Origin of the sequence: Streptomyces sp. NRRL B-1140, assembly GCF_001280065.1 — a bacterium.
In the GTDB taxonomy this organism is placed as follows: domain Bacteria; phylum Actinomycetota; class Actinomycetes; order Streptomycetales; family Streptomycetaceae; genus Streptomyces.
The window spans coordinates 110,317-130,761 of sequence record NZ_LGEA01000092.1 but is presented as its reverse complement, the minus strand read 5'-3'; the positions used below and the strand labels follow the sequence as shown (position 1 = coordinate 130,761).

20 protein-coding genes are annotated in these 20,445 nt (G+C 66.4%); 9 read left to right on the top strand and 11 right to left on the bottom strand.

Annotated elements, in window-relative coordinates; translation table 11 throughout:
- Window positions 1-15: 15 nt before the first annotated feature.
- The 4 genes from ADK65_RS15055 to ADK65_RS15040 form a co-directional block, all read right to left on the bottom strand.
- The gene (locus tag ADK65_RS15055) at window positions 16-564 is read right to left on the bottom strand and encodes an SH3 domain-containing protein (protein WP_063788016.1); all 549 of its coding nucleotides are present in this window, start codon (window positions 562-564) and stop codon (window positions 16-18) included.
- Window positions 565-678: 114 nt separating this feature from the next.
- The gene (locus ADK65_RS15050) at window positions 679-1,926 is read right to left on the bottom strand and encodes an ATP-binding protein (protein WP_053670628.1); all 1,248 of its coding nucleotides are present in this window, start codon (window positions 1,924-1,926) and stop codon (window positions 679-681) included.
- Window positions 1,923-2,780 (bottom strand): hypothetical protein, encoded by an 858-nt coding sequence (locus ADK65_RS15045; protein WP_053670627.1) that lies wholly within the window; start codon window positions 2,778-2,780, stop codon window positions 1,923-1,925. The genes ADK65_RS15050 and ADK65_RS15045 overlap by 4 nt, the downstream gene beginning before the upstream one ends.
- 161 nt (window positions 2,781-2,941) lie before the next feature.
- Complete coding sequence (locus ADK65_RS15040; protein WP_053670626.1) at window positions 2,942-3,445, bottom strand: protein-tyrosine phosphatase family protein; 504 nt, start codon at window positions 3,443-3,445, stop codon at window positions 2,942-2,944.
- A gap of 120 nt (window positions 3,446-3,565) precedes the next feature.
- Here ADK65_RS15040 and ADK65_RS15035 point away from each other — a divergent pair, with 120 nt between their 5' ends.
- Window positions 3,566-4,369, top strand: a complete 804-nt coding sequence (locus ADK65_RS15035) for a nuclease-related domain-containing protein (RefSeq protein WP_053670625.1) — start codon at window positions 3,566-3,568, stop codon at window positions 4,367-4,369.
- A gap of 83 nt (window positions 4,370-4,452) precedes the next feature.
- Here ADK65_RS15035 and ligD read toward each other — a convergent pair whose 3' ends face one another.
- Entirely contained in the window at window positions 4,453-5,334 is an 882-nt protein-coding gene (gene ligD, locus ADK65_RS15030) for a non-homologous end-joining DNA ligase (RefSeq protein ID WP_053670624.1), read from the bottom strand.
- A gap of 54 nt (window positions 5,335-5,388) precedes the next feature.
- Between ligD and ADK65_RS15025 the strand changes: the two genes are divergently transcribed.
- Together ADK65_RS15025 and ADK65_RS15020 are read left to right on the top strand one after the other, a co-directional pair.
- A complete protein-coding gene (locus tag ADK65_RS15025) occupies window positions 5,389-6,432 on the top strand; it encodes a Ku protein (RefSeq protein WP_053670623.1) in 1,044 nt (347 codons plus the stop codon).
- 95 nt (window positions 6,433-6,527) lie between these two features.
- Window positions 6,528-7,385, top strand: coding sequence for an MBL fold metallo-hydrolase (locus ADK65_RS15020; protein WP_053670622.1), 858 nt, complete (start codon window positions 6,528-6,530; stop codon window positions 7,383-7,385).
- A 17-nt stretch (window positions 7,386-7,402) separates the two neighbouring features.
- Here the strand turns inward: ADK65_RS15020 and ADK65_RS15015 are convergent, their stop codons facing one another.
- Window positions 7,403-7,876: an Asp23/Gls24 family envelope stress response protein gene (locus ADK65_RS15015; protein ID WP_053670621.1), complete on the bottom strand. Its 474-nt coding sequence runs from the start codon at window positions 7,874-7,876 to the stop codon at window positions 7,403-7,405.
- A 215-nt stretch (window positions 7,877-8,091) separates the two neighbouring features.
- Here ADK65_RS15015 and ADK65_RS15010 point away from each other — a divergent pair, with 215 nt between their 5' ends.
- The 3 genes from ADK65_RS15010 (at window position 8,092) to ADK65_RS14995 (ending at window position 11,900) form a co-directional block, all read left to right on the top strand.
- Entirely contained in the window at window positions 8,092-8,547 is a 456-nt protein-coding gene (locus ADK65_RS15010; protein WP_053670620.1) for an SHOCT domain-containing protein, read from the top strand.
- A gap of 4 nt (window positions 8,548-8,551) precedes the next feature.
- On the top strand, window positions 8,552-8,965 hold the full coding sequence (locus ADK65_RS15005) for a DUF7144 family membrane protein (protein WP_053670619.1): 414 nt from the start codon (window positions 8,552-8,554) through the stop codon (window positions 8,963-8,965).
- Window positions 8,966-9,419: 454 nt separating this feature from the next.
- Window positions 9,420-11,900 carry a helix-turn-helix domain-containing protein gene (locus ADK65_RS14995; RefSeq protein WP_107092294.1) on the top strand — a complete coding sequence of 827 codons (2,481 nt, stop codon included), beginning with the start codon at window positions 9,420-9,422 and terminating at the stop codon, window positions 11,898-11,900.
- A 610-nt stretch (window positions 11,901-12,510) separates the two neighbouring features.
- Here ADK65_RS14995 and ADK65_RS38840 read toward each other — a convergent pair.
- Window positions 12,511-12,699 carry a hypothetical protein gene (locus ADK65_RS38840; protein WP_053670616.1) on the bottom strand — a complete coding sequence of 63 codons (189 nt, stop codon included), beginning with the start codon at window positions 12,697-12,699 and terminating at the stop codon, window positions 12,511-12,513.
- A gap of 458 nt (window positions 12,700-13,157) precedes the next feature.
- Between ADK65_RS38840 and ADK65_RS39925 the strand changes: the two genes are divergently transcribed.
- From ADK65_RS39925 to ADK65_RS37140, 3 genes are all read left to right on the top strand, one after another.
- A complete protein-coding gene (locus ADK65_RS39925) occupies window positions 13,158-14,171 on the top strand; it encodes an HNH endonuclease (RefSeq protein WP_078955980.1) in 1,014 nt (337 codons plus the stop codon).
- A gap of 489 nt (window positions 14,172-14,660) precedes the next feature.
- Complete coding sequence (locus tag ADK65_RS37145) at window positions 14,661-17,144, top strand: ATP-binding protein (RefSeq protein WP_159038787.1); 2,484 nt, start codon at window positions 14,661-14,663, stop codon at window positions 17,142-17,144.
- Between the two features lie 60 nt (window positions 17,145-17,204).
- The gene (locus ADK65_RS37140) at window positions 17,205-18,356 is read left to right on the top strand and encodes a DNA methyltransferase (protein ID WP_078955978.1); all 1,152 of its coding nucleotides are present in this window, start codon (window positions 17,205-17,207) and stop codon (window positions 18,354-18,356) included.
- A gap of 221 nt (window positions 18,357-18,577) precedes the next feature.
- Here ADK65_RS37140 and ADK65_RS14975 read toward each other — a convergent pair whose 3' ends face one another.
- The 4 genes from ADK65_RS14975 to ADK65_RS14960 form a co-directional block, all read right to left on the bottom strand.
- Window positions 18,578-18,994, bottom strand: a complete 417-nt coding sequence (locus ADK65_RS14975; RefSeq protein ID WP_053670614.1) for a hypothetical protein — start codon at window positions 18,992-18,994, stop codon at window positions 18,578-18,580.
- 173 nt (window positions 18,995-19,167) lie between these two features.
- Window positions 19,168-19,548, bottom strand: coding sequence for a hypothetical protein (locus ADK65_RS39275; protein WP_053670656.1), 381 nt, complete (start codon window positions 19,546-19,548; stop codon window positions 19,168-19,170).
- On the bottom strand, window positions 19,548-19,973 hold the full coding sequence (locus ADK65_RS14965; protein WP_053670613.1) for an ATP-binding protein: 426 nt from the start codon (window positions 19,971-19,973) through the stop codon (window positions 19,548-19,550). Before ADK65_RS14965 ends, ADK65_RS39275 begins: the two co-directional genes overlap by 1 nt.
- Before the next feature lie 46 nt (window positions 19,974-20,019).
- The gene (locus tag ADK65_RS14960; RefSeq protein ID WP_053670655.1) at window positions 20,020-20,427 is read right to left on the bottom strand and encodes an NUDIX hydrolase; all 408 of its coding nucleotides are present in this window, start codon (window positions 20,425-20,427) and stop codon (window positions 20,020-20,022) included.
- Window positions 20,428-20,445 lie beyond the last annotated feature (18 nt).

Genomic DNA, 20,445 nt, shown 5'->3' with positions numbered 1-20,445 from the left:
GGTGTGGAGGTGGTGTCAGCACCAGCGTGGCGCGGGGCCGATGTTGTCGATGTACCGGGCCGCGCCCCAGGCCCAGGTGCCGTCCGTCAGCAGGTACCAGAGCGGGTTGCCCCGCACGGTCTCGCCGCCCGTCTTGCAGAAGATCTTGACGACATCGCCCCGATGGGCGAACCGGATGATCTGCGAACCGCGGTTCGGGGCACTGCGCAGCGCCAGCGTGTCCGCCGTGACGACGCCCCGGTAGAGGCTCTGGTCGCGGTGCCCGTTGCCGCCGTTCGGGTCAGGGCGGCCGTTCCCGGCGTTCGGGTCAGGGCGGCCGTTGCCGCCGTTCCCGCCGTTGCCGCCGGTTCCGCCGTTCGAGTCGTGCCGGCCGTTGCCGTTCCAGCCGTTCGGGTCGTTGCCGCTGTTGCCGCCGTTCCCGCCGCCGGCGTCGTTTCGGCCGTTGCTGTTGCCCTTGCCGCCACTCGGGTCCCAGTCGCCGTCCGCGGCGGCGGGCGTGACGGCGGCCGCTGCGGCGAGGAGCCCGGCGACGATGGCTATGGAGAGGCGGGTGCGCAGGGACATGGGGAATACCTCCATGTGGGGGCGAAAGTGCCGAAGCTGACTAATCGACACATTAGGAGCGCCCCTGGGGTGCCGCCCCTCACGCTGGGCCATAGGAGGGCGCGCACCGGGTGCTCACTCCGCCGCGAGCCTCAGGGTGGCCACTGCCCCGCCCTCCGGCGCGTTCGCGAACTCCAGCCGCGCCCCCAGCACCTCGGCCTGCCCGCGCGCGATGGTCAGCCCCAGACCGTGTCCCCGCGTACCGCCCTCCGTCCGGAACCGCTGCGGGCCGTGCGCGACCAGGTACTCCGGAAACCCGTCCCCGTGATCGCGAACGGTCACCACCGGCCCGTCCACGGTCAGCACCACCGGCCCTCGCCCGTGCTTGTGCGCGTTCGCCACGAGATTGCCCAGCACCCGCTCCAGCCGCCGCCGGTCCGTCTCCACGGACACGTCCCGTACGACCCTGACCTCCGTGCCGTTCCCCGCCGCCCGCACCGCCCGCTCGGCCAGCGGCCCCAGCTGCTCGGTGTCCAGCTCCACCCGCTCCCGGCCCGTGTCCAGCCGGGAGATCTCCAGCAGGTCCTCGGTGAGGGTGCGCAGCGCCGCCACCCGGTCGCGCACCAGCTCCGTCGGACGGCCCGGCGGCAGCAGTTCCGCCGCCGCGTGCAGCCCGGTCAGCGGCGTGCGCAGCTCATGCGCGACATCCGCCGTGAACCGCTGCTCGGCCAGCAGCTTCCCCTGCAGCGACGCCGCCATGGAGTCCAGCGCGGCGGCGACCGCGGCCACCTCGTCCTGCGCACTGGCCTGCCTGCGCGGGCCCGTGCGGGGGTCGTTCACGCGCGCGTCCAGGTCGCCCGCGCTGATCCGCCGGGCCACCCGGGCCGTGGTGTGCAGCCGCCGTGTCACCCGCGTCACTGCGAACGCCCCGACCAGCAGCGTCGCCCCGATGGCCAGGCCCGACGACCACACGATCGCCCGGTCCAGACCCGCGATCGTGCGGGCCTGCTGCGAGTAGTCGACCGCCACGGCCAGCGCCCGCCCGCCGTCGACGGGACCCGCCGCCCACATCGCGGGGCGTCCCGCCCGGTCGCCGACCATCGTGCCGCGATCCCCGGCCACCGCCAGCTCCCGCAGCTCTCCGGGCAGCTCCGGCGGATCCACCCCGGCACCCCGCCGCAGGGCGTCCCCGGCCTCGTACCGCTGCGTCGCCTGCGTCAGCCGCTGCAAAGCCTGGTCACGGGCCTGGCCGACGGTCTGGTTCGTCACCTGCACGTGCACCAGGACGCCGAGCAGGGCCGCGAGCGCGCAGCACATGACCGTGATGAAGGCGGCGGCCTTCGCGGCGAGCGTCCCTGACCACGGGGGGAGTGCCGGCCTCATCCGCCGCTCACCGAGGGGGAGCCGGACCGCGAGGCGGAGAGAGGCGCGGACGCCGAGGCGGAAGGGGAAGCGGACGGCGAGGCGGACGGGGAAGCGGACGGCGAGGCGGACGGGGGAACGGCGCGGGAGCCCGACGGAGAACCCGTCCCCGAGCTCGAAGGGTTACGGGAGTGCTGGTGCGGGCCGGTGCGCAGCATCTCGTCGTGCGTGAGGAGCATGGCCCGCTGGACCCGGTCCCAGGTCCACTGCAGACGGTACTCGTAGCCCGCGACCTCCGACGGTGAGCGGATCACCAGGGAACGCCCGGCCAGCTCGACACCGCTCAGCGCGTCCTCCCACGCCATCACCTGCACCAGCCGGTGCTTCTCGACGGTGTAGACGCGGACCGCGGTCGTCTTGCCGGGCAGCAGCGGGAAACCCAGCGTCAGGTCGTCGCGCCCGTCACCGGTCAGGTCCCGGTAGTACGGCCGCAGCACCGGGCACTTTCCGTGCCCCCGGCCCTTCGCGCAGTCGGCCATGGCCCGCCCGGTGTCACGGTAGGGCGCCCTGGCGCCTTCGTAGTCGCCCGGGCTCCCGGCGATCTCGGCCCGGACGATCCCGACCGGATTCACCCGGCGGATGTCGTCGCCGGGCACCTTCACCCCTTTGACGACCTCGGTGTTCACCTCGCCGATCTCGAACGCCGGGCTGGACGCCGGTGTCAGCTCCGGCCAGAGGCGTGCAGGCCCCTGTGCCGTGGGCGTCGACCCCGCGCCCTCGAGACCGCCGGCGTCCCCACAGCCCACGGCGGAGGCCAGCAGCAGGGCGACGACGGCGAGGCGGCGGGCTGCCTTGCCGGGGCGGCTGAGAGGCACTGCACTCCTGGCGGTTCGTGGGTGAGCACACGGCGGACACGCGGTGGGCGCCCGGTGGGCGGACGGCACGGGCGACCATCGGCCGCGTACACCTTATTCGCGGGGAAGTCCCATTTGCGCGGGAGGGTGGCCGTGTGGCCTCGGCGGTACGGGGCGTCGTGCTACTCGGCGAGCTCCTCCAGCAACCGGGCCGTGGCCAGCCCGGCCCGCAGGTACTCGACGAACAGGTCGTTGTGCAGTGCCCAGGGCGAGCGGCGGGCCCGGATCAGCCGGATCGCCGCCTCCGCGGACCTGCCCTGGCGCATCAGGGCGTGAGCGACGACGAGACCGGAGCGGTTGTACCCGTGGTAGCAGCGGACCAGGACCCTGCGGCCCTCGTCCATCGCCTCGCACGCGGCCTCGGCCAGCCGGATCACCCCGGCGAGCTGCGTCCCGTCCAGTGGCCCGTCGGGGATGGGCCACACATGGTGCCGGACGCCCGGATCGGGACCGTGGCCCGGCAGCCGCAGCAGCGTCTGCACGAGATCGAACTCGTCCCGTACGACGGCGAACTCCAGGTGCCCCAAGGTCCCCGTGTACTCGTGACCGCCCATCCAGAGCCCGGGAACGACCTCGTTCCACGGACTCTCCGGAGCGGGCACGTCGGGTTTACTGCGGGTACGCAACGGCGCCTCCCCACCATGACCGCCCGAGGGTCCCGCGGGCAGGCTCAACTCCTTCCCAAGGTAACCGGGTTCTTGCCCCCGCAGCACCCCGCCTGTTCCCATGGAATGGGGTGATGGTGCATGAACGGACTGCGCGTCATACCGACCTGGCGGCACGGCCGGGAGCGGCTCTACGTCTGCCTCCCGGACGGCAGGAACATCGCCTGGTACGACCGTGAGGCCGCCCGGGTGAACCTGCTCGCGGAGGACCGCGAGGACGACGTCCTGAAGGTCCTCGGGCCCTTCATCACCGGCCCCGTGACGGTGGGGCCGCCGCCGGTGCCGACCCCCGCCGAGCTGGCCCGCCTCGCCCTCCACCCCGACGACGACCTGGCCCCCAACCGCCCCGGCGAGGCCCTCGTCGTCGCCCTCGACCGCGACCCCGGCCCCACGCACCGGCTGCGCCCCGACCCGCGCCGCAGGGCCCTGGCGGCCGAGCAGACGGTCGGTGACGCCCTGGACCGTCTCGACGGCGCTGGCTGGCACACCCTGCACTCCGTGCCGCTCCCGGGCGGCGACCGCATCCACCACCTGCTGATCGGCCCCGGCGGCCTCTACGCCGTCCACACCCTCCAGGCGCGCAAGCAGCGTGTCCGGATCGCCGACCCCCTGATCACCCTGGGCCGCAGCGACCCCCACCCCCTCCTGCACCGCCTGCGCACCGACGCCGACCGCGCCTCCTACGCCCTGACGGCGGAGGTCCGCCCGGTACTCGTCCTGGTGGACCCGGCGGCGGTGACGATCCCGGCCGCCCCGCGCGGGGTGCACGTCCTCACGGCGGCGGAGGTGGGCGGCCTGTCGCAACGGGGCGGCGTCCTGAAACCGGCGGATGTGGAGGCCCTGCACGCGATGGCCCGCGACCGGAACACGTGGGTGCGGGTGTGAGGGAGCGCGCCGCTCGGTAGGGGGCGCAGCGCGCCGCTCCGGAGCGGCGCAGCGGTACAGCCGGCCGCTGTACCGCTGTGCCGCTACGGCAGGGTCCCGGCCTCGGTCGCGTCCAGCAAGGGAGCCAGCAGGTCGCCGTAGTCCTGGACCCTCGGGGCGATGTCCACCGCGTGGAAGTCCAGCCGGGCCGGCTTGCGGCACTCCTCGACCTCCTCCCAGGTCACCGGCGCCGAGACGGCCGGTTCCGGGCGGGCCCGGAGGGTGTAGGGGGTGGCCGTGGTCTTGCGGGCGGCGTTCTGGCTCCAGTCGACGAAGACCTTCCCCGGGCGCAGACTCCTCGTCATCCGGTGGAGCGCGAGCCGCGGCATGGCCTTCTCGGCCTCGACGGCGAGCGCTTTGGCGTACTCCGACACCCGCTCGGAAGACGCCCCGCGCACGGCGGCGAGCAGATGCAGCCCCTTGGAGCCGGAGGTCTTGGCGTAGGCCTCGAAGCCGTCCTGCGCGAGCCGTTCCCGCAGCCACAGCGCGACCTCGCAGCACTGGACGATGCTCGCCGGTGCCCCCGGATCGAGGTCGAACACGATCCGGTCCGCCTCGTCGGGCGTGTCGACGAGCCACTGATGGGTGTGGAACTCGGTCACGAGGTTGGCCGACCACATCAGGCTCGGCAGATCCTGCACCAGCACCATCCGTGACGGCCCCTCCACCCGGGGCACCTCGGCGGTGGTGACCCAGTCGGGCGTACCCGGCGGCACGTTCTTCGTGAAGAACACCTGCCCGTCCGGCCCGTCCGGATACCGCAGGAAGGACACCGCCCTGTCCCGCAGGTGGGGCAGCAGGACCTCGGCGACGGTCGCGTAGTAGTGCAGCACCTCGCCCTTGGTGAAGCCGGTGGCGGGATACAGCACCTTCTCCAGATTGCTGAGAGCGAGCCGTCGCCCCTCCACCTGCGTGATAGGCGCCATACGATAAGAATCCCACGCAAACCATGACGAACACTCCCGAGCGTGACCGGAAGGGTGCTGCACGTGAGATCCATCTGGAACGGCGCCATCTCGTTCGGCCTGGTCAGCATTCCGATCAAGCTGGTGAACGCCACCGAGAGCCACTCGATCTCCTTCCGCCAGATCCACACCGAGGACGGCGGCCGCATCCGGTACCGCAAATTCTGCGAACTGGAGGACCGCGAGGTCACCCAGGGCGAGATCGGCAAGGGCTACGAGGACGCGGACGGCACGATCATCCCGATCACCGAGGAGGACCTGTCGAGCCTGCCGATCCCGACGGCCAAGACGATCGAGATCGTCGCCTTCGTCCCCGCCGACCGGATCGACCCGCTGCAGATGGACGCCGCGTACTACCTCCAGGCCGGCGGCGCGCCGGCCGCGAAGCCGTACACCCTGCTGCGCGAGGCGCTGAAGCGCAGCAACAAGGTGGCCATCACGAAGTTCGCCCTGCGGGGACGGGAGCGCCTGGGCATGCTCAGGGTCGTCGGCGAGGCCATCGCCATGCACGGCCTGCTGTGGCCGGACGAGGTCCGAGCGCCCGAGGGCCTGGCCCCCGACTCCCACGTCACCGTCCGCGACCAGGAACTGGACCTGGCGGACGCGCTGATGGACACCCTGGGCGAGGTCGACCTGGAGGGCCTGCACGACGAGTACCGGGAGGCCGTGGAGGAGGTCATCGCCGCGAAGGCCGCCGGCGAGGCCCCGCCCCAGGCCCCGGAACCGGCCACCGGTGGCAAGGTCCTGGACCTCATGGCGGCCCTGGAGAGCAGCGTGCGCGCGGCCCGCGAATCCCGCGGCGAGGAGACGGAGCACGCCGAGGTGAAGTCGCTCCCGCAGCGCAAGACGGCCCGCGCGGCCCCCAAGCAGACCGGCGGCAAGAAGTCGACGTCCACCGCGAAGAAGACGGCGGCGAAGAAGACGACGGCGGCGGCGAAGAAGTCGACGGCCAAGTCGACCCAGGGCCAGGGGCAGGGGACGACGAAGAAGGCGGCGTCGAAGAGCACCGCGAAGAAGACGACGGCGAAGAAGTCGACGTCCCGCAAGCGCACGGCCTGACGGGGGACTGCACTGGGAGACCGGATGGGAGACCGGATGGGAGACCGGATGGGAGACCGGATGGGAGACCGTACTGGGGAGAGACCGGAGGAAGCATGCCGCAGTCACCGGATCACCACACCGCCGAGGCGCTCGACATCCACTTCGTCGGCAACGCGACGGTGCTCCTGACGTACGGCCCGCTGACCCTGCTCACCGACCCGAACTTCCTGCACCGCGGGCAGTACGCCTACCTCGGCTACGGCCTGCTGAGCCGCCGCCTGACGGAACCGGCTCTCGACGTGCACGAACTGCCCCACCTCGACGCGGTCGTGCTGTCGCACCTGCACGGCGACCACTGGGACCGCCGGGCCCGCCGGCACCTGGACCACACCGTGCCGATCCTGACGACACCGCACGCCGCCCGCCGCCTCAGGGTCGTGCACGGCTTCCACCGCACGGCGGGGCTGCACACCTGGAAGGCGCTCACCCTCCAGCGCGACGGCGTCCAGGTCACGGTCACCGCCCTGCCCGGCCGTCACGCCGGCAACGCGATGCTGCGCGGACTGCTGCCACCGGTCATGGGAAGCATGCTGGAGTTCGGCCCCGCCGGGGGACCGGTCCGCATGCGGCTCTACATCTCGGGCGACACGCTCGTGTACGACGGCCTTCAGGAGATCGCCGACCGCTTCCCCGCCGCCGACCTCGCCGTCCTCCACCTGGGAGGCACCCGCCTTCCCGGCGGCTTCGTGGTCACGATGGACGGCGCGCAGGGCGCCGAACTCGCCCGTCGCCTCGACCCCCGGCTCGTGCTGCCCGTGCACTACGGGGACTACACGGTGATGCGCTCGCCGCTGTCCGCGTTCGTCGCCGAGGCCGACGCCATCGGCCTCGGCGACCGTATCGTCCACTGCGGCCACGGGGAGCACGCCCGTGTGCCGATCGGTCCGGGGGCGGTCCCGGAGATCTACTGAGGCGGTGAACCGGGCGGTCAGGCAACCCGCCTGCCTCCCTGCTGCTCGGACTCGTCCTCCTCCTCGTCCGGCAGATGGACGTCGTCGACGGCGATGTTGACCTCCACGACCTCCAGGCCGGTCATCCGCTCCACCGCGTTGACGACGTTGGTCCGGACGTCCGCGGCGGTGTCGGCGATGGCGGCGCCGTATTCGACGACCACATCGAGATCGACGGCGGCCTGGCGCTCGCCCACCTCGACCTTCACCCCCTGGGTGACTCCGCTGCCCCCGCCCGGCACCCGCTGGCGTACCGCCCCGAAGGCCCTGGTCATGCCTCCGCCGAGGTTGTGCACCTCGGGGATCTCCCGGGCCGCCATGCCCGCGATCTTCGCGACGACCGTGTCCGCGATGGCGGTGCTCCCGCGGGTGCCGGGAGCACCCCTGCCGCCCTGCGATGTCGCCCCGTCCTGCCTGCCCGCTGTGCTACTGCGCTGAGTGGTCTCCGTCATGACCGTCACCTCGATGATCGGTGAGGGGGTGAGCAGCGTCGTTCTCTCCACCGTAGAACAATGGTGCGTATGGGGCGAAAGTGGGGAATCGGACTCATCCGAACCTCACCCTCCCCGGGTGAAGCCCGTCCCGTCTTGCCGTGGGCACGCTGAGAACGGCACGCGTCACCGGCCGGGGCCACCCGTGCCGGCCGCACCCGGGATGGAGGACGGACATGACCGCACAGACGTACCTGGCCTACGACTTTCCGCTGCTGAGCGCCTTCTGGACGGTGTTCTGGGTCTTCCTGTGGATCATGTGGTTCGTCCTGCTCTTCCGGATCGTCGTCGACATCTTCCGCGACGACTCCATGGGCGGCTGGGCCAAGGCAGGCTGGCTGGTGTTCGTCTGCGTCCTGCCGTTCCTCGGGGTGTTCATCTACGTGATCGCCCGCGGCAAGAACATGGGCCGCCGCGAAGCCGCCCAGGCACGCGCCCAGCAGGAGGCGTTCGAGAGCTACGTCCGGGAGACCGCGAAGGGCGACGGCACCCGGTCCGGCAGCGTCGACGAGCTCGCCCGGCTGTCCGAGATCCGCGCCCGCGGCGACATCACGGACGAGGAGTTCCGCAGGGCGAAGGAACTGGTCCTGGCGGGCGGCCACCCCTCACCCGGCGGCCCTGTCCCGAGGTAGCGGCATGACGGCCACGCACTCGGGAAGCTCCGGCACGTCCCTGCGCGAATGGGCCACCGGCGTGACCGTGTTCGCGGCCGTCATGCTCATACTGGGCGGCGTCGTCGACATCCTGCGCGGCATCGCGGAGATCGCAGACGACGACGTCTTCGCCACGACCCGGAACTACGCCTTCGCGCTCGACCTGACCGCCTGGGGCTGGATCCACCTGGCCCTGGGCGTGCTCGCCTTCACCGTCAGCTTCGGCCTCTTCGTGGCGGCGACCTGGGCCCGCGTGGCCGGCGTGTGCATCGCCGCCCTGGTCATCATCGCCAACTTCCTCTCCCTGCCGTACTACCCGGTCTGGTCGATCGTGATGATCGCGGTGTCGGGATTCATCGTCTGGGCGTTGTGCGCAATGAGACAGAACGAGGCCTGAGGGCTGCCGAACGCACAACAGAGGCCGGCAGTCAACGAATTCGTCTGTCGCGCACGTGAGCCAAGGTGCCAGGCGTGTGAGTCAGCCGGAACGTCGAACACCGACGATTGCTCCGGCCCCTCGTTAATCAGCGCAGGAAAAGACTCCGACGAGAGCGCCTGTCAGAGCAGTCGCGAGAGTGAGAACCGCAGTGAACGCAGCGGCAGCTCGCATGAGAGCAGCCGGATACGTGGCACCGTCCAAGCGGGCGAGTTTGCCCGTCCCGGCAGCGGCCAGCAGCGCGAGGACAATCACCAGTGCAGCGGTGAACAGGACAACGGTGAGAGCGGGCACCACAAACTCCTTGCAGTCGGTGAGGTGCTGACGTGCTCGAAGGTCGCGGAAGAGAGGTTCGCCAGGGTGTGATCGGACGATGATGAACACCGGCGAACACACCAACTCGGGGGTTGGTTAGGTGCAGGACGAGCAGATGGACCGTGCCGCGGCGCTCATCGCGCTACGCAAGAGACTGGCCGACGGGCTGGCCCGCGTACGGCTGACCAAGACCCAGCTCGCTGTCCAGGCAGGATTGAGCCGCACGACGGTGCAACTGGCCTTTCAAGCGGATGCTCCTATCCCACCCTCGGCCGAGACGGTCGCAGCCTTGGCCCGCGTACTGCGCCTTCCGGACAAGGAACTGCTGGCCCTGCGGCGGACCGCTGCCGGAGACAGCGCCCCAGTCCGTGGACAGGGTCAGGGGCCGGGCAAGATGATCAGCGAGTGGAACCCTCACGACTTGGAGGTCCACCCCGCTGGCCCCGCCTTCCGTGGACACGCGATGGGTGGCATGCGGGAGCGAGTAATGCCTGGCTACGTGTTGCGAGCCCATGACCGCGTCCTGGCAGACATAGTGCAGGATGCCGCTCAGGGCCAAAGCCGGATGGTGGTCCTGGTCGGGTCGTCCTCGACCGGGAAAACCAGGTCTTGCTGGGAAGCCGTCCAACCACTCGCGAAGGAGAGATGGCGGTTGTGGCACCCCTTTGACCCGACACGAGCCGAGGCCATACTCGACGGTCTCGAACACGTAATGCCCCACACAGTGGTATGGCTCAACGAGGCACAGCACTACCTCGGCCACCCTCGCATGGGTGAGCGAGTCGCGGCCGCCATCCATGTCCTGCTCACCCAGCCCGGACGCGGACCAGTATTGGTTCTGGGTACCCTCTGGCCCAACTTCGCCGACGAGTACGCAACCCCGCCAACATCTGGCAAGGAAGATCCATACAGCCGAACCCGGGAACTGCTCGCCGGGCGGACCCTAACCGTCCCGGAAGCCTTCGACCACGAAGCGCTGAGCATGGCAGCCGTCCTCGCCAAAGACGGCGACAGGCTGCTGGCCGAAGCCCTCACCCGAGCCACGGATGGGCGGGTCACGCAGGACCTCGCCGGCGCCCCCGAATTGCTGCACCGCTACGCGAACGCCACCGCGGCGGCCAAGGCCGTGCTGAATGCAGCGATGGACGCACGCCGCCTCGGGGCGAAAGTGCATCTTCCGCAAGCTTTCCTCATTGACGCAGCTGTCGACTACCTCAGCGATCAGGACTTTGATGAGCTCACCGAGGACTGGGTGCAATCGGTGTTTGCTGACCTCACTCGTCTTGTGCATGGCAAGCAGGCGCCACTGCGGCGCACCGGCGACCGTCCGAAGCATCAGCCTCCTGGGCCTCCCGCTGGCCCGAGGCAATCCACTGTCCGTGTCCCGGAAGCGGTGACGATGTTTCGACTCGCCGATTATCTCGAACAGCACGGCCGCAACACCCGCCAGGCTCAGTGCCCGCCAGCCTCTTTCTGGCACGCTGCGTACACCCACCTCACCGACCCCGATGCTCTCTGCAGAATTGCTGATGCAGCCCAATCCCGACATCGCTTGCAGTGGGCCCATCATCTCTACCATCGGGCTGCCGACGCCGGCAGCAAAGACGCACTCATCAGCCTGGCTTGGACACGCGAGAACTCCGGTGATCACAACGCTGCCGAGGCGCTGGCTCTACAGGCCGGCAGGATCGGCGACGCTCGTGCCCTGATCGAATTCGGGTGGTCAAGGGAGCTGTCCGCAGACGATGACAGCGCCGAAGCGTTATACCGGCAGGCCTTCGCCAGTGGTGACGTCCGTGGCTTGACCAGCCTGGCTTTGATGCGACAGAAGGTTGGGGACCACGACGGCGCCGAGACACTGGCCCGGCAAGCCACCGAAGCTGGCGACCCCTATGCCCTTGCCCATCTGGCAACCATGCGGGAGATGTCCGGGGACTACGCAAGCGCCCAGGCCCTTCGCGAGGAATATGGCATTCAGAACGAACGCGAAGCTTTTACCCGGAATGCGTCCGAGCGTGCCATCGTATCGAGCCTCCTGAGGCTGCTTGCGAAATCCGGTGATCTTGACAGAGCCGAGCCCTATGCCTGGGAGGCTGCCGCAGCAGGCGAGGATGAGATCTTGGTCGATCTGGTGTCGATACAGAGCGAGTCCGGGGACTATGACAGCGCAAGGGCCCTAGCGCTGCGGGCCGCCGACGCGGGCTACGCCAGGCCTCTGCTCAGGCTGGCGCGGATGCGGGAAAAGGCCAAGGACCACGTCACTGCCGAAGCCCTCTACTGGCACGCCGCCAGTGCCGGTAAGGCGTATGCCCTGGCTGAACTGGCGCGGCTACGGCGGGAGTCCGGCGAACTCGGCGACGCGCGAGCCCTCGCCCTGCGGGCCGCCGACGCGGGCTACGCCAGCCCCTTGGTCGAATTGGGACGGATGCGGGAAGAAGCCGGGGACCACGATGACGCCGAATCCCTGTACCGGCACGCCACCGACGCGGGTGAAGACGGGGATTTTCTAAGCGGGTATCTCAGAGACCGATGGCCCCATGGGCTGGATCCGGACGGCACGCCAACACCCCCCTGGTCCTGAGTGGACCTCGTCACGTATCTGCGACTGTCCGTTGGGGGACGGGTGCGATCTCATCAGCCCCATCGAGTGGTGATGGCTTCCACCACGTTGAAGACTGCGTCGCACTCGGCGCACTGTGCGTGGCCGAAGACGTAGGTCAACTTGTGGGCGATGTCCGGGTGGCCGTCCGCGAGTGCGCGCGAGCGAAGGGTGCGGGACAGTGCGTCCAAGGTTTCGGGGGACCGGAGCTGCAGCGGTACCTTTCTTGAGCTCGACTGCTTCATGTGCATGCTGTCCGTGGTGGAAAAGAAGCCGTTCTCCCTAGGAGTATGAAGTTCTCCGAAATGCACTTTGGACAGGAAACCTCGTACTCCCCGTCGTTCAATCCGTCGAGCTGCTCGCCCCAGACCTCCACCCCCTGAAGGCTCGACAGCGTGGCCAGCACATCGATGTACGTAGCCGGGGCGTCAGGGAGTGCGGAGTCCTGGAGGCTTCCTCGGTCAGTCGGATCAGCTCTGATATCTCCGAGGCGTAGGCCACCCGGGGATCTATCGCGTCATGGGGTCGGTCCATACCGGCCATGATCGAGCCGGCCCAGACACAGTGGCGTCTGACGGTCCGTGGTCGACCATTACCGCGCCATCCGGGTCAGAGCGGGCAAGGCTGCGTAGCTCGCCGAGTAGACGGTGCCCTGATGGCACAGCCTGGACCACAGTTCGTCCCAGTCGGAGCTCTGCGGGTCCGCACTCGCTCCATCGAGCAGGCCGGGGACGTCTTCCGCCGTGCCGTAGGCGTGGCGGAGCCGGGACCAGTCAGTCATGCAGCTGATCTAAACAGTCGACTGTCATGTGACGGCATCGCGGCCGGCGAACTGGATCGCGAGACGCACCGCTGCGATGAGCATCAGCTGTCCGTCCACTGTAAGCGCCGCTCACCTGCAGCGATGCTCCAAGATCCCGTCCACGCCTCAGCCGCAGCCCCCGACATACGGCCGCTCCGGGTGGCATACGCCTGCACACACACGAAGACCCCGTCCCAGCGAAAGCGCTGATGGCGGGGTCTTTGGGCACCTCATGCAAGGTGCCCCCGGCAGGATTCGAACCTGAGCACACGGCTCCGGAGGCCGCTTCATGGTCTGACGAAGCTGCTGGTAGGCGCTTCGTGCTCCTGCGGTCGGGCAGGATCCGTCCACAGGTAGTCCACGAGCAAGCCTGACCACGCCATTGTCGTACCCCACGGCTACGCTCCAGCCGAGCGACCGAACGGCCAGGGAGGGGCATGGCGCCGAGAGAACGAGTCTGTGCGGAGCCGTCGTGCGATCGGAGTTACAAGGCCACCAACCGCTTCTGTACTAGGCATCGGGCGAAGTGGAAAGAGTGCGCAGCCCCCGACTGCGGCAAGGATTTCTGGTCTGCGGGGAGCCGCTTCTGCTCAGAGCATCGCTATCCGGAACGGGAGTGCGCTGCGGAGGGGTGCCAACACCGTTTCCGGGCAGGTAATCGCTTCTGCAGTCGGTGCAGGGCCACATGGCGCGAGTGCCTCACAGATGATTGCACGAGCGTCTATCGTGGCAACGCTCTGCATTGCCGCTCATGCCTGACGACCGATCGGCAGTGCGTGGCGAAGGGATGCACCCAAACGTATCGTGGCACTCAGTCCCGCTGCTGGGACCACCGCTCTGTCAATCGAGAGTGCGCGACCGAAGGTTGCAAGAACGTCTATCGCGGTACCACCCGCCTGTGTTTGGGCTGCCGGACAATCGAGCGCGAATGTGGCACGCAGGACTGCGATACGGTCTTTTGGGGTGATCGCAGGCTCTGTAACGACTGCCGCAAGTCGGACCGCGAGTGTCCCGACTGTGGGGAGTTCTTCTGGGGCCGGACCACCCGGTGCGGTCCCTGTTGGTGGCGACAACTACCAGCTGACGTGCGTGCGGCTCTATCGCGGGCGAGCTGCAATGCCTACCGCGCCCGAAAGCTGGCAGCTCAGGTGGCTGGGCCGCTTTCAGCGGCAGAGTATGAGCGGATCCGGAACGAGGGGTCGTGCGTCTACTGCGGCGAGTTGGCAACTGAAGTCGATCACGTTCGTCCACTGGCGAGCCATGGTGGATGGGAGCACCCTTCAAACCTGGTCCCCGCGTGCCGCAAGTGCAATGCCAGCAAGGGAAACCGGCTCCTCACCGAATGGGACCAAAATCGGACATTTCGCGCCGCGTGTAACTCCCCCAAAGTTGCTGCCGAGTATGAGCGACAGCTATCAGAACTAAACGAGGTAACGGTGGAGCCCCTCTGAGGATTGCCGCGTAACCCGACCTCAGGGGATGGCTGGCGTTGGCACCGTGACCGGCAGGTGTTGGCTGCGATTTTGTGCATCGTGACGCGGCAGCAGTTGCTGTCTGCATCGTTCAGGCTGTCGGGAGCGGCCGCGCACCGCCGCTTGATCGAGCGACCGAGCCTCACCGGCTGGCCCCGGACGGGCTTGGGTCCCGCGGGCGCTGGACCAGTCCTCGCAGGCAGCCAGCCTGCCAGGTGACTGTTCGTCATAAGATCGCGGCGACAGCCTTGTTGTAACGTCCCTGACGCGCCGGCACCCAACTCGCAGGCCTGGGCAGGGCGCCATGCCGTTGGTAAGATCCGCAGCAGTCCGTGACGAGGGGGAGACGGTCAGCAGTCACGCAGGCCGTGCTGTGAAGTGGGGGCGGGTATGGGGAGTCAGACGACCGACGCTGCGGTAATTGACGTAAGGGCACTTGGCACGGAGGTGCCTGACGCTGAAGTCAGTGTGACCATCGGCCCGCAGTTTCTGCAACTGTTCAGCGAGCAGTTGTATAAGTCGCCCAACAAGACCTTCGAAGAGCTGATCTCGAACAGTTGGGATGCGAAGGCGACCTCCATTCACGTGGGCTTTAGCCCCGACCTTAGTGCCGAAGACGCCATCGTATGGGTCCTGGATAACGGCGAATCCATGGACGTTGAAGGGTTCAAGCTGCTCTGGTCGGTGGCTCATTCCACGAAAGCGCATCGGGTATCCGAGAGGCCGCTGATTGGAAAATTCGGCATCGGTAAGCTTGCAACCTACGTCCTGGCTCATCAGTTGACGTATATATGCAAGTTTGCTGACGGGGTAATACGCGCCGTCACCATGGATTATCGGCATATCGGTGGCGACCCAACGGCACTGCACATCGAACCTCTTCCGCTTCCCGTGCGTATCCTTAGCGAGGAAGACCTCGAAACCTTCCTCGAAAGCCTGGGCGGCGGAGACAGAATTCGTAGTTCACTGCAGGCACTGAACAACGCCGAAGTCTGGGACGAGTACCAGGAATTCGGCGGTTCCATACCTCCTAAACCTGAGCCCTCCGGAACGTGGACTCTTGCACTGCTAACGGATCTCAAGCCGTTGGGTCGCGAGATGCAGCAGGGACGTATTCGGCGCATGCTGCGCACGAGCCTCCCGCTTGGGGGGAACGTTAGCATCGTATTCAACGATGAACCGTTGAAGTCATCTAAGTTGGATACCGCGGTTTCTGAGGCCTGGGTGATCGGTGATAATGCGGAGATCACGCACATCACCTTGAAGGGTGACGAGCCTGGGCAGGACGAGGTTATACCCGTCGTGACTCACTCAACTCCATATCCCCACGTGATGATCGAGGGACTCGGAGAAGTTACCGGCACGGTAACGCTCTATCAGGAGTCCATCTCCAAGAAGAAGAGTGACGCCAAAGGCGCGTCAAACGGGTTCTTCGTCAACATCATGGGGCGAGTGGTCAATTATGAAGACCCTTATTTCGGTCTGAGTAACCTTAACCACTCGGCATGGGCAAAGTTCCGCGCCGCTGTTCGTGTGGACGGGCTTAACGCGAGCCTTGCAGTGAATCGCGAAGCCGTTCTCGAAAGTCGTGAGCTGGAGATTGCGCAAGCGTTCTTGAAGGAACTCTTTAACCTGGCCCGCACAACCCACGACAAGGCCAAAAAAGCTGCCTGGCCCGACGCTGGAGAGGTGCTGACGGAGACGTGGGGAACTGTACCGCTCGAACCGTTGCAGCGGGCCATCGAGGATGGGCTTCAGAGTCAGAGCTTGCCCAGTTTTGTTCTCGGGTCTGAAGAAGAACCGACCAAAGAGCAAGTCGACTCGTGGGATACGGTTGAGACGCCGGCTGATGTTATCAGCGGTGTCACTTTTGAATCCCTCGACGGTGATGCACACCTCGTGGTCTACGATATTTCTACGCGACGCATCATCATCAACGAGAATCATCCGTTCGCTCGCGAGTACGCTTCCACGCACGAGCTGCGCCTACTGTTGCGAGATAGTTCAGTCGTCGAACTCCTCAGCCGTGCTTACATGATCCAAATGGGCGTGGATGAAGCAACGCTCGGTCAAGTCGACCTGCATCGAGACCAGTTGTATAGGCTGGTCGCGAGGCTTCGCCGGCGTAGCGGAGCTCAGATCGCTGAGCTCCTTGAGGAAGCCGCGGTTCATTCGAACGATAAGGCTTTGGAGCAAATCCTCGGGGACGCTCTTGAAAGTCTTGGGTTTGTCGTCGAGCGTCTAGGTGGATCGAACAATCCCGAGGGTGTGGCGCGAGCACCGATCACGAAGAAGGGTGCCACAAAGAGGGCCTCGTACGCTGTCACTTATGACGCCAAGTCATCGATAAACAGGAAGGTTAAGACTGGAAACGTCGGAGTAGCGGGGCTAGTTCGACACCGCGACGATCACGCGGCTGACTTCACCCTGGTTGTAGGGCCCGAGTTCGAGAGCGGGGCTTTGACCCGTGAGTGCACTCAGCATAAAGTCACACCAATGCGTGCGCGCGATCTAGGGACTCTGGTTGTGCTTAATGCCACTAAAGGTCCTATGGACCTGGAACGTCTGAAGGACGTATTCACGCTCTATGACCCAGACGAGGTGCATGAGTTTGTTGAGGGCCTGACGCAAGAAGTCATTTCCCTTCAACACCTCAGCTACACCGACTTGTTCTCTGCTCTGCATGAGATCGGTTTCGATGAGCCGGACATGCTCACTACACCGGTCATCGCCAAAACGATCCGGGATCAGAGCGGAAACAAGGAGTTCCCGACTAAAAAGGACGTATATGCCGTACTCCACGGCATGTCGATCCTTGCGCCCAACATGGTCCGTGTGCAAGGAGACAATGTCTTCTTGGGTGCTCGTCCTGACAAGCTCAGGGATGCTATTCTTGCGCAACTTGGGAAGATCCCTACGGAGCTCACAAGTGATCTGACGGGCATCCTCTGAGAGTTGGGTAAGTAAGTGACTGGTGTTCGAGGACATGCCGTCCATCCGTTCCCGGCTCGCATGGCGCCTGAGATTGCTCTCGACGAGTGCAGGACTTTGCCGCCTGGCAGCGTGGTTCTGGACCCTATGGTGGGGTCTGGCACGACACTGAGGGTTGCCTCTGAGGCCGGTTGCAGAGGGATCGGATTCGATGTTGATCCACTGGCTGTAAAAATCTCTTCCGTTAACACTGCCCTGATCGATCCGCTTGAGTATGCGGCAGCCGCTGACCGCCTTGTTGTTGCTGCGAAGGCGTTCACTAAAGCGCCGGCTTTGCCAGTCTTGGACGAGGATGCAGAAACACGGAAATTCGTAGAGTTCTGGTTCGCTGAACCGCAGCGGGGAGCACTGAGAAGGCTTGCTGCTGCTATCGAAAAACTCGCGGAAGGGCCCATAAAGAATGCGCTCTGGGTCACTTTCAGCCGGCTGATTATTACAAAAGATCGAGGCGCCTCACTAGCGAGGGATGTCAGCCATAGTCGTCCGCATAGGGTTGGCAGCACAAACGATTTCGACGTATTCGCCGAGTTTTCTCGGGCTGCGGCGAAAGTTGGACGGATCCTTTCCGCGCGTAACGTGAGGGGGGCCGTGGACGTTGAGCTGGGTGACGCGAGGAAACTCGCAGTGACAGATGGTTCTGTGGACTTTGTTATCACCTCGCCACCTTATCTGAACGCTATTGACTATCTACGCGGGCACCGCATGGCTCTCGTGTGGATGGGGCATCGGATTGGCGAACTTCGCGAGACTCGGGGCACTTCCATTGGCACGGAGCGAGGCCTGGTGTTGGAGGGTGAGGATCCCAAGGTTAGCCGAATGAGAAGAGCTATTGGCGAAGTTGATAAACTCAAGCCGCGACAGCAAAAGATGGTTGACCGCTATCTCGCCGATCTGTTGGTGCTGTACAAAGAGCAGGCGCGGTGCCTTCGTGTAGGTGGTCAGGCTGTTACCGTGATCGGCAATTGCTCAATGAGCGGTAATTTTATGCGGAATGACGAGGCCTGCGTAGCCGCGGCAGAGATGTCTGGCCTCACCCTTGTGGGCCGCAGAGAGCGGGAGTTGCCGGAGAATCGGCGTTATCTTCCGCCGCCAAAGGCGGCCGAAGGTAGTTTGAATCGACGCATGCGCACGGAAACAATTCTCAAGTTTGAGAAGGCGCTCATGCCCACGTGAGCGCACGCAATGGCATAGCGGACGGTGGAGCGGCTTTGGGCTGGAGCTGCTTTGGCGCGAGTGATCATGGCCCATTACGCTCGCCCGCGGATCGGGCAGGTTTGTGAGCCTGCCCGGTAGTGCCCGATTTTGGGCCATGATCTTCGAGGCTCGCGCCAAAGTGGCTGCCTAAAGCCGTGGAGCCGGCCGCCCCAGCCACAGACGTTTGGTCCTCGGGCCCGTCAGACCAGACGCTCTAGGCTGAGCTTGGCCAGTCGCGATCGGATAGCGCTGGGCTTTCGGCCGAACTGCTTCCCGAGAGTGCTGAAGTCACGCTCCCCCTGCTGGTACAGCGTAAGGAGCCGAGCATCGTCTTCGGGTGACCAAGGATTGCCCATCTGCGGATAGCGAGCACGCAGCTCTTCCAGCGACTCCCGACTCCTACCGGCTTCGTCCTGAGGGCAGATGGACTCGATGATGTCCACCGGGAACTCTCCGGCGTGGGTGCCGGCGAGCCAGAGGTGCAGGTGGCCGTCATCGAACGTGATTCGGTCGGCCCGGACAGTGACTGCTCGTCGAAGGACATCGCTGTCAGTCGGGTCTTGGCGATAGTCGGTAAACGTTAGACGGAACGCTGTACGCACGATGGATTCCCCCATAGAGCCATCCTGGCGCGACCGATTCGCACGCGGGAGATCGTTTTTCGCCTTGCTCGCTGCACGCAGCGCGCCGCCGGGTAGGGCCGCCGCTGGCGAAGACAGGGCGGCGGCCCTACCCGGCGGCGCGCGCCCGCGCGGTGCGCGGGCCTTGAACTAGTAGAGAAAGTTGTAACTCAGTCTGTGGCGCGGGGATTGAAGTCGTACGCGCAGGCTGGGAGTTCGGCACCTTGGCGGTGGAGCAACGGTAGGAAGACCACTGGTCGGATCGTCCATGTGATGCAGGTGCGGGCGTGGGTTACAGAGACCGTGCAGGGTTCCATGCGCAAGAGGGCTCGTCGTGTGTCGATGCGGCCGTTATAGAGCCAGGCCCAGGCCTCGTCGGAGGCGTCCGGGTCGAGTGCTGGTGAGATGGTGCGTAAGGCGACCGCTACCCACCTGTCAGCCTGCGGTGCCGAGTAGGCGTCGAAGGATGCCCGGAGAGCCGGCGACCCCGTCTTGTCGTTGACGTCTTGGGTCCAGCACTCGCACCAGAAGCCCCGCTGGGGCTTGTCCATCAGCACGGGTGTCCTCCCGGCTGGGTGTCCGTGAAAAGTTCGGCGGTGACGGTGTAGCCGCTGTGGCTGCCGTGGACGACGACCCGGTGTGCGATGACGCTGACCATGCCCAAGCCGCGGCCGTGTACCGCGTCCTCGCTGGGCTGCTCGACCTTGGGGGCGGTGCCCGTTCCTCCCTCGTCGGTGACCGACAGGGCGACCACCTTGGCGGAGACCGCGAGGGCCAGGTGGAAGCTGCCGAGCCCGCCGCTCGCCGTGTGGAGGATCGCGTTCGCGCTCAGCTCGCTCACGATCAGTTCTGCGTCGTCGGCCAGGGGAGATCCGCGCAGGATGTCCCGCGTCCAGCGGCGGGCCCGGCTCACCTCTTCCGGAAATCCTGGGCATGTGAGTCCCCAGACCCGGGCGGTGCTCGTATACTCGTGCATACAAGTTCCTTCGTGCTGGTAGGCCGCCATGTGCAGCGGGTTCGGGCTAGACGAGTTTCACGCCGTCGTGGGCGCGGATGGCCGGCGGGGCTACAGCGTCCAATGCGTCCAGGACGCGGATCGCGTATGCCTCGTCGGCGAGTTCGATGACCTCTTCGCGGGTGGCCCAGCGCAGTGCGCGGGTCTCGTCCCCGGTGGTGGGCGTGCCGTCGGCGGCCTCGCAGCGGAAGACCATGGAGACGATCAAGCCCTTCATGTTCTTGTAGATCCCGGTCAGCGTCGCGGGAAGCGCGATCTTGATGCCGGTCTCTTCGAGAACTTCACGCTGAAGGGCCTCGGGGATGGTCTCCTCGCGTTCGAGGATGCCGCCCGGGGGTTCCCAGTGGCCGTTGTCGCGGCGCTTGATCAAGAGGGCGCGGTCCTGGTCGTCGACGATGACTCCGGCGACGCTCACGGAGTGCGGACGTTCGGT

What these genes read in the sequence shown, in the direction of transcription:
- ADK65_RS15015 (WP_053670621.1), bottom strand. Translation starts at nt 7,876, where the DNA reads ATGACGGAGACCACTCAGCGCAGTAGCACAGCGGGCAGGCAGGACGGG.
- ADK65_RS15035 (WP_053670625.1), top strand. Translation starts at nt 3,566, where the DNA reads ATGAACGGACTGCGCGTCATACCGACCTGGCGGCACGGCCGGGAGCGG.
- ADK65_RS39275 (WP_053670656.1), bottom strand. Translation starts at nt 19,548, where the DNA reads ATGGACAAGCCCCAGCGGGGCTTCTGGTGCGAGTGCTGGACCCAAGAC.
- ADK65_RS39925 (WP_078955980.1), top strand. Translation starts at nt 13,158, where the DNA reads ATGGCGCCGAGAGAACGAGTCTGTGCGGAGCCGTCGTGCGATCGGAGT.
- ADK65_RS15050 (WP_053670628.1), bottom strand. Translation starts at nt 1,926, where the DNA reads ATGAGGCCGGCACTCCCCCCGTGGTCAGGGACGCTCGCCGCGAAGGCC.
- ADK65_RS14965 (WP_053670613.1), bottom strand. Translation starts at nt 19,973, where the DNA reads ATGCACGAGTATACGAGCACCGCCCGGGTCTGGGGACTCACATGCCCA.
- ADK65_RS15010 (WP_053670620.1), top strand. Translation starts at nt 8,092, where the DNA reads ATGACCGCACAGACGTACCTGGCCTACGACTTTCCGCTGCTGAGCGCC.
- ADK65_RS38840 (WP_053670616.1), bottom strand. Translation starts at nt 12,699, where the DNA reads ATGACTGACTGGTCCCGGCTCCGCCACGCCTACGGCACGGCGGAAGAC.
- ADK65_RS15055 (WP_063788016.1), bottom strand. Translation starts at nt 564, where the DNA reads ATGTCCCTGCGCACCCGCCTCTCCATAGCCATCGTCGCCGGGCTCCTC.
- ADK65_RS15020 (WP_053670622.1), top strand. Translation starts at nt 6,528, where the DNA reads ATGCCGCAGTCACCGGATCACCACACCGCCGAGGCGCTCGACATCCAC.
- ADK65_RS15005 (WP_053670619.1), top strand. Translation starts at nt 8,552, where the DNA reads ATGACGGCCACGCACTCGGGAAGCTCCGGCACGTCCCTGCGCGAATGG.
- ADK65_RS14975 (WP_053670614.1), bottom strand. Translation starts at nt 18,994, where the DNA reads ATGGGGGAATCCATCGTGCGTACAGCGTTCCGTCTAACGTTTACCGAC.
- ligD (WP_053670624.1), bottom strand. Translation starts at nt 5,334, where the DNA reads ATGGCGCCTATCACGCAGGTGGAGGGGCGACGGCTCGCTCTCAGCAAT.
- ADK65_RS37140 (WP_078955978.1), top strand. Translation starts at nt 17,205, where the DNA reads ATGGCGCCTGAGATTGCTCTCGACGAGTGCAGGACTTTGCCGCCTGGC.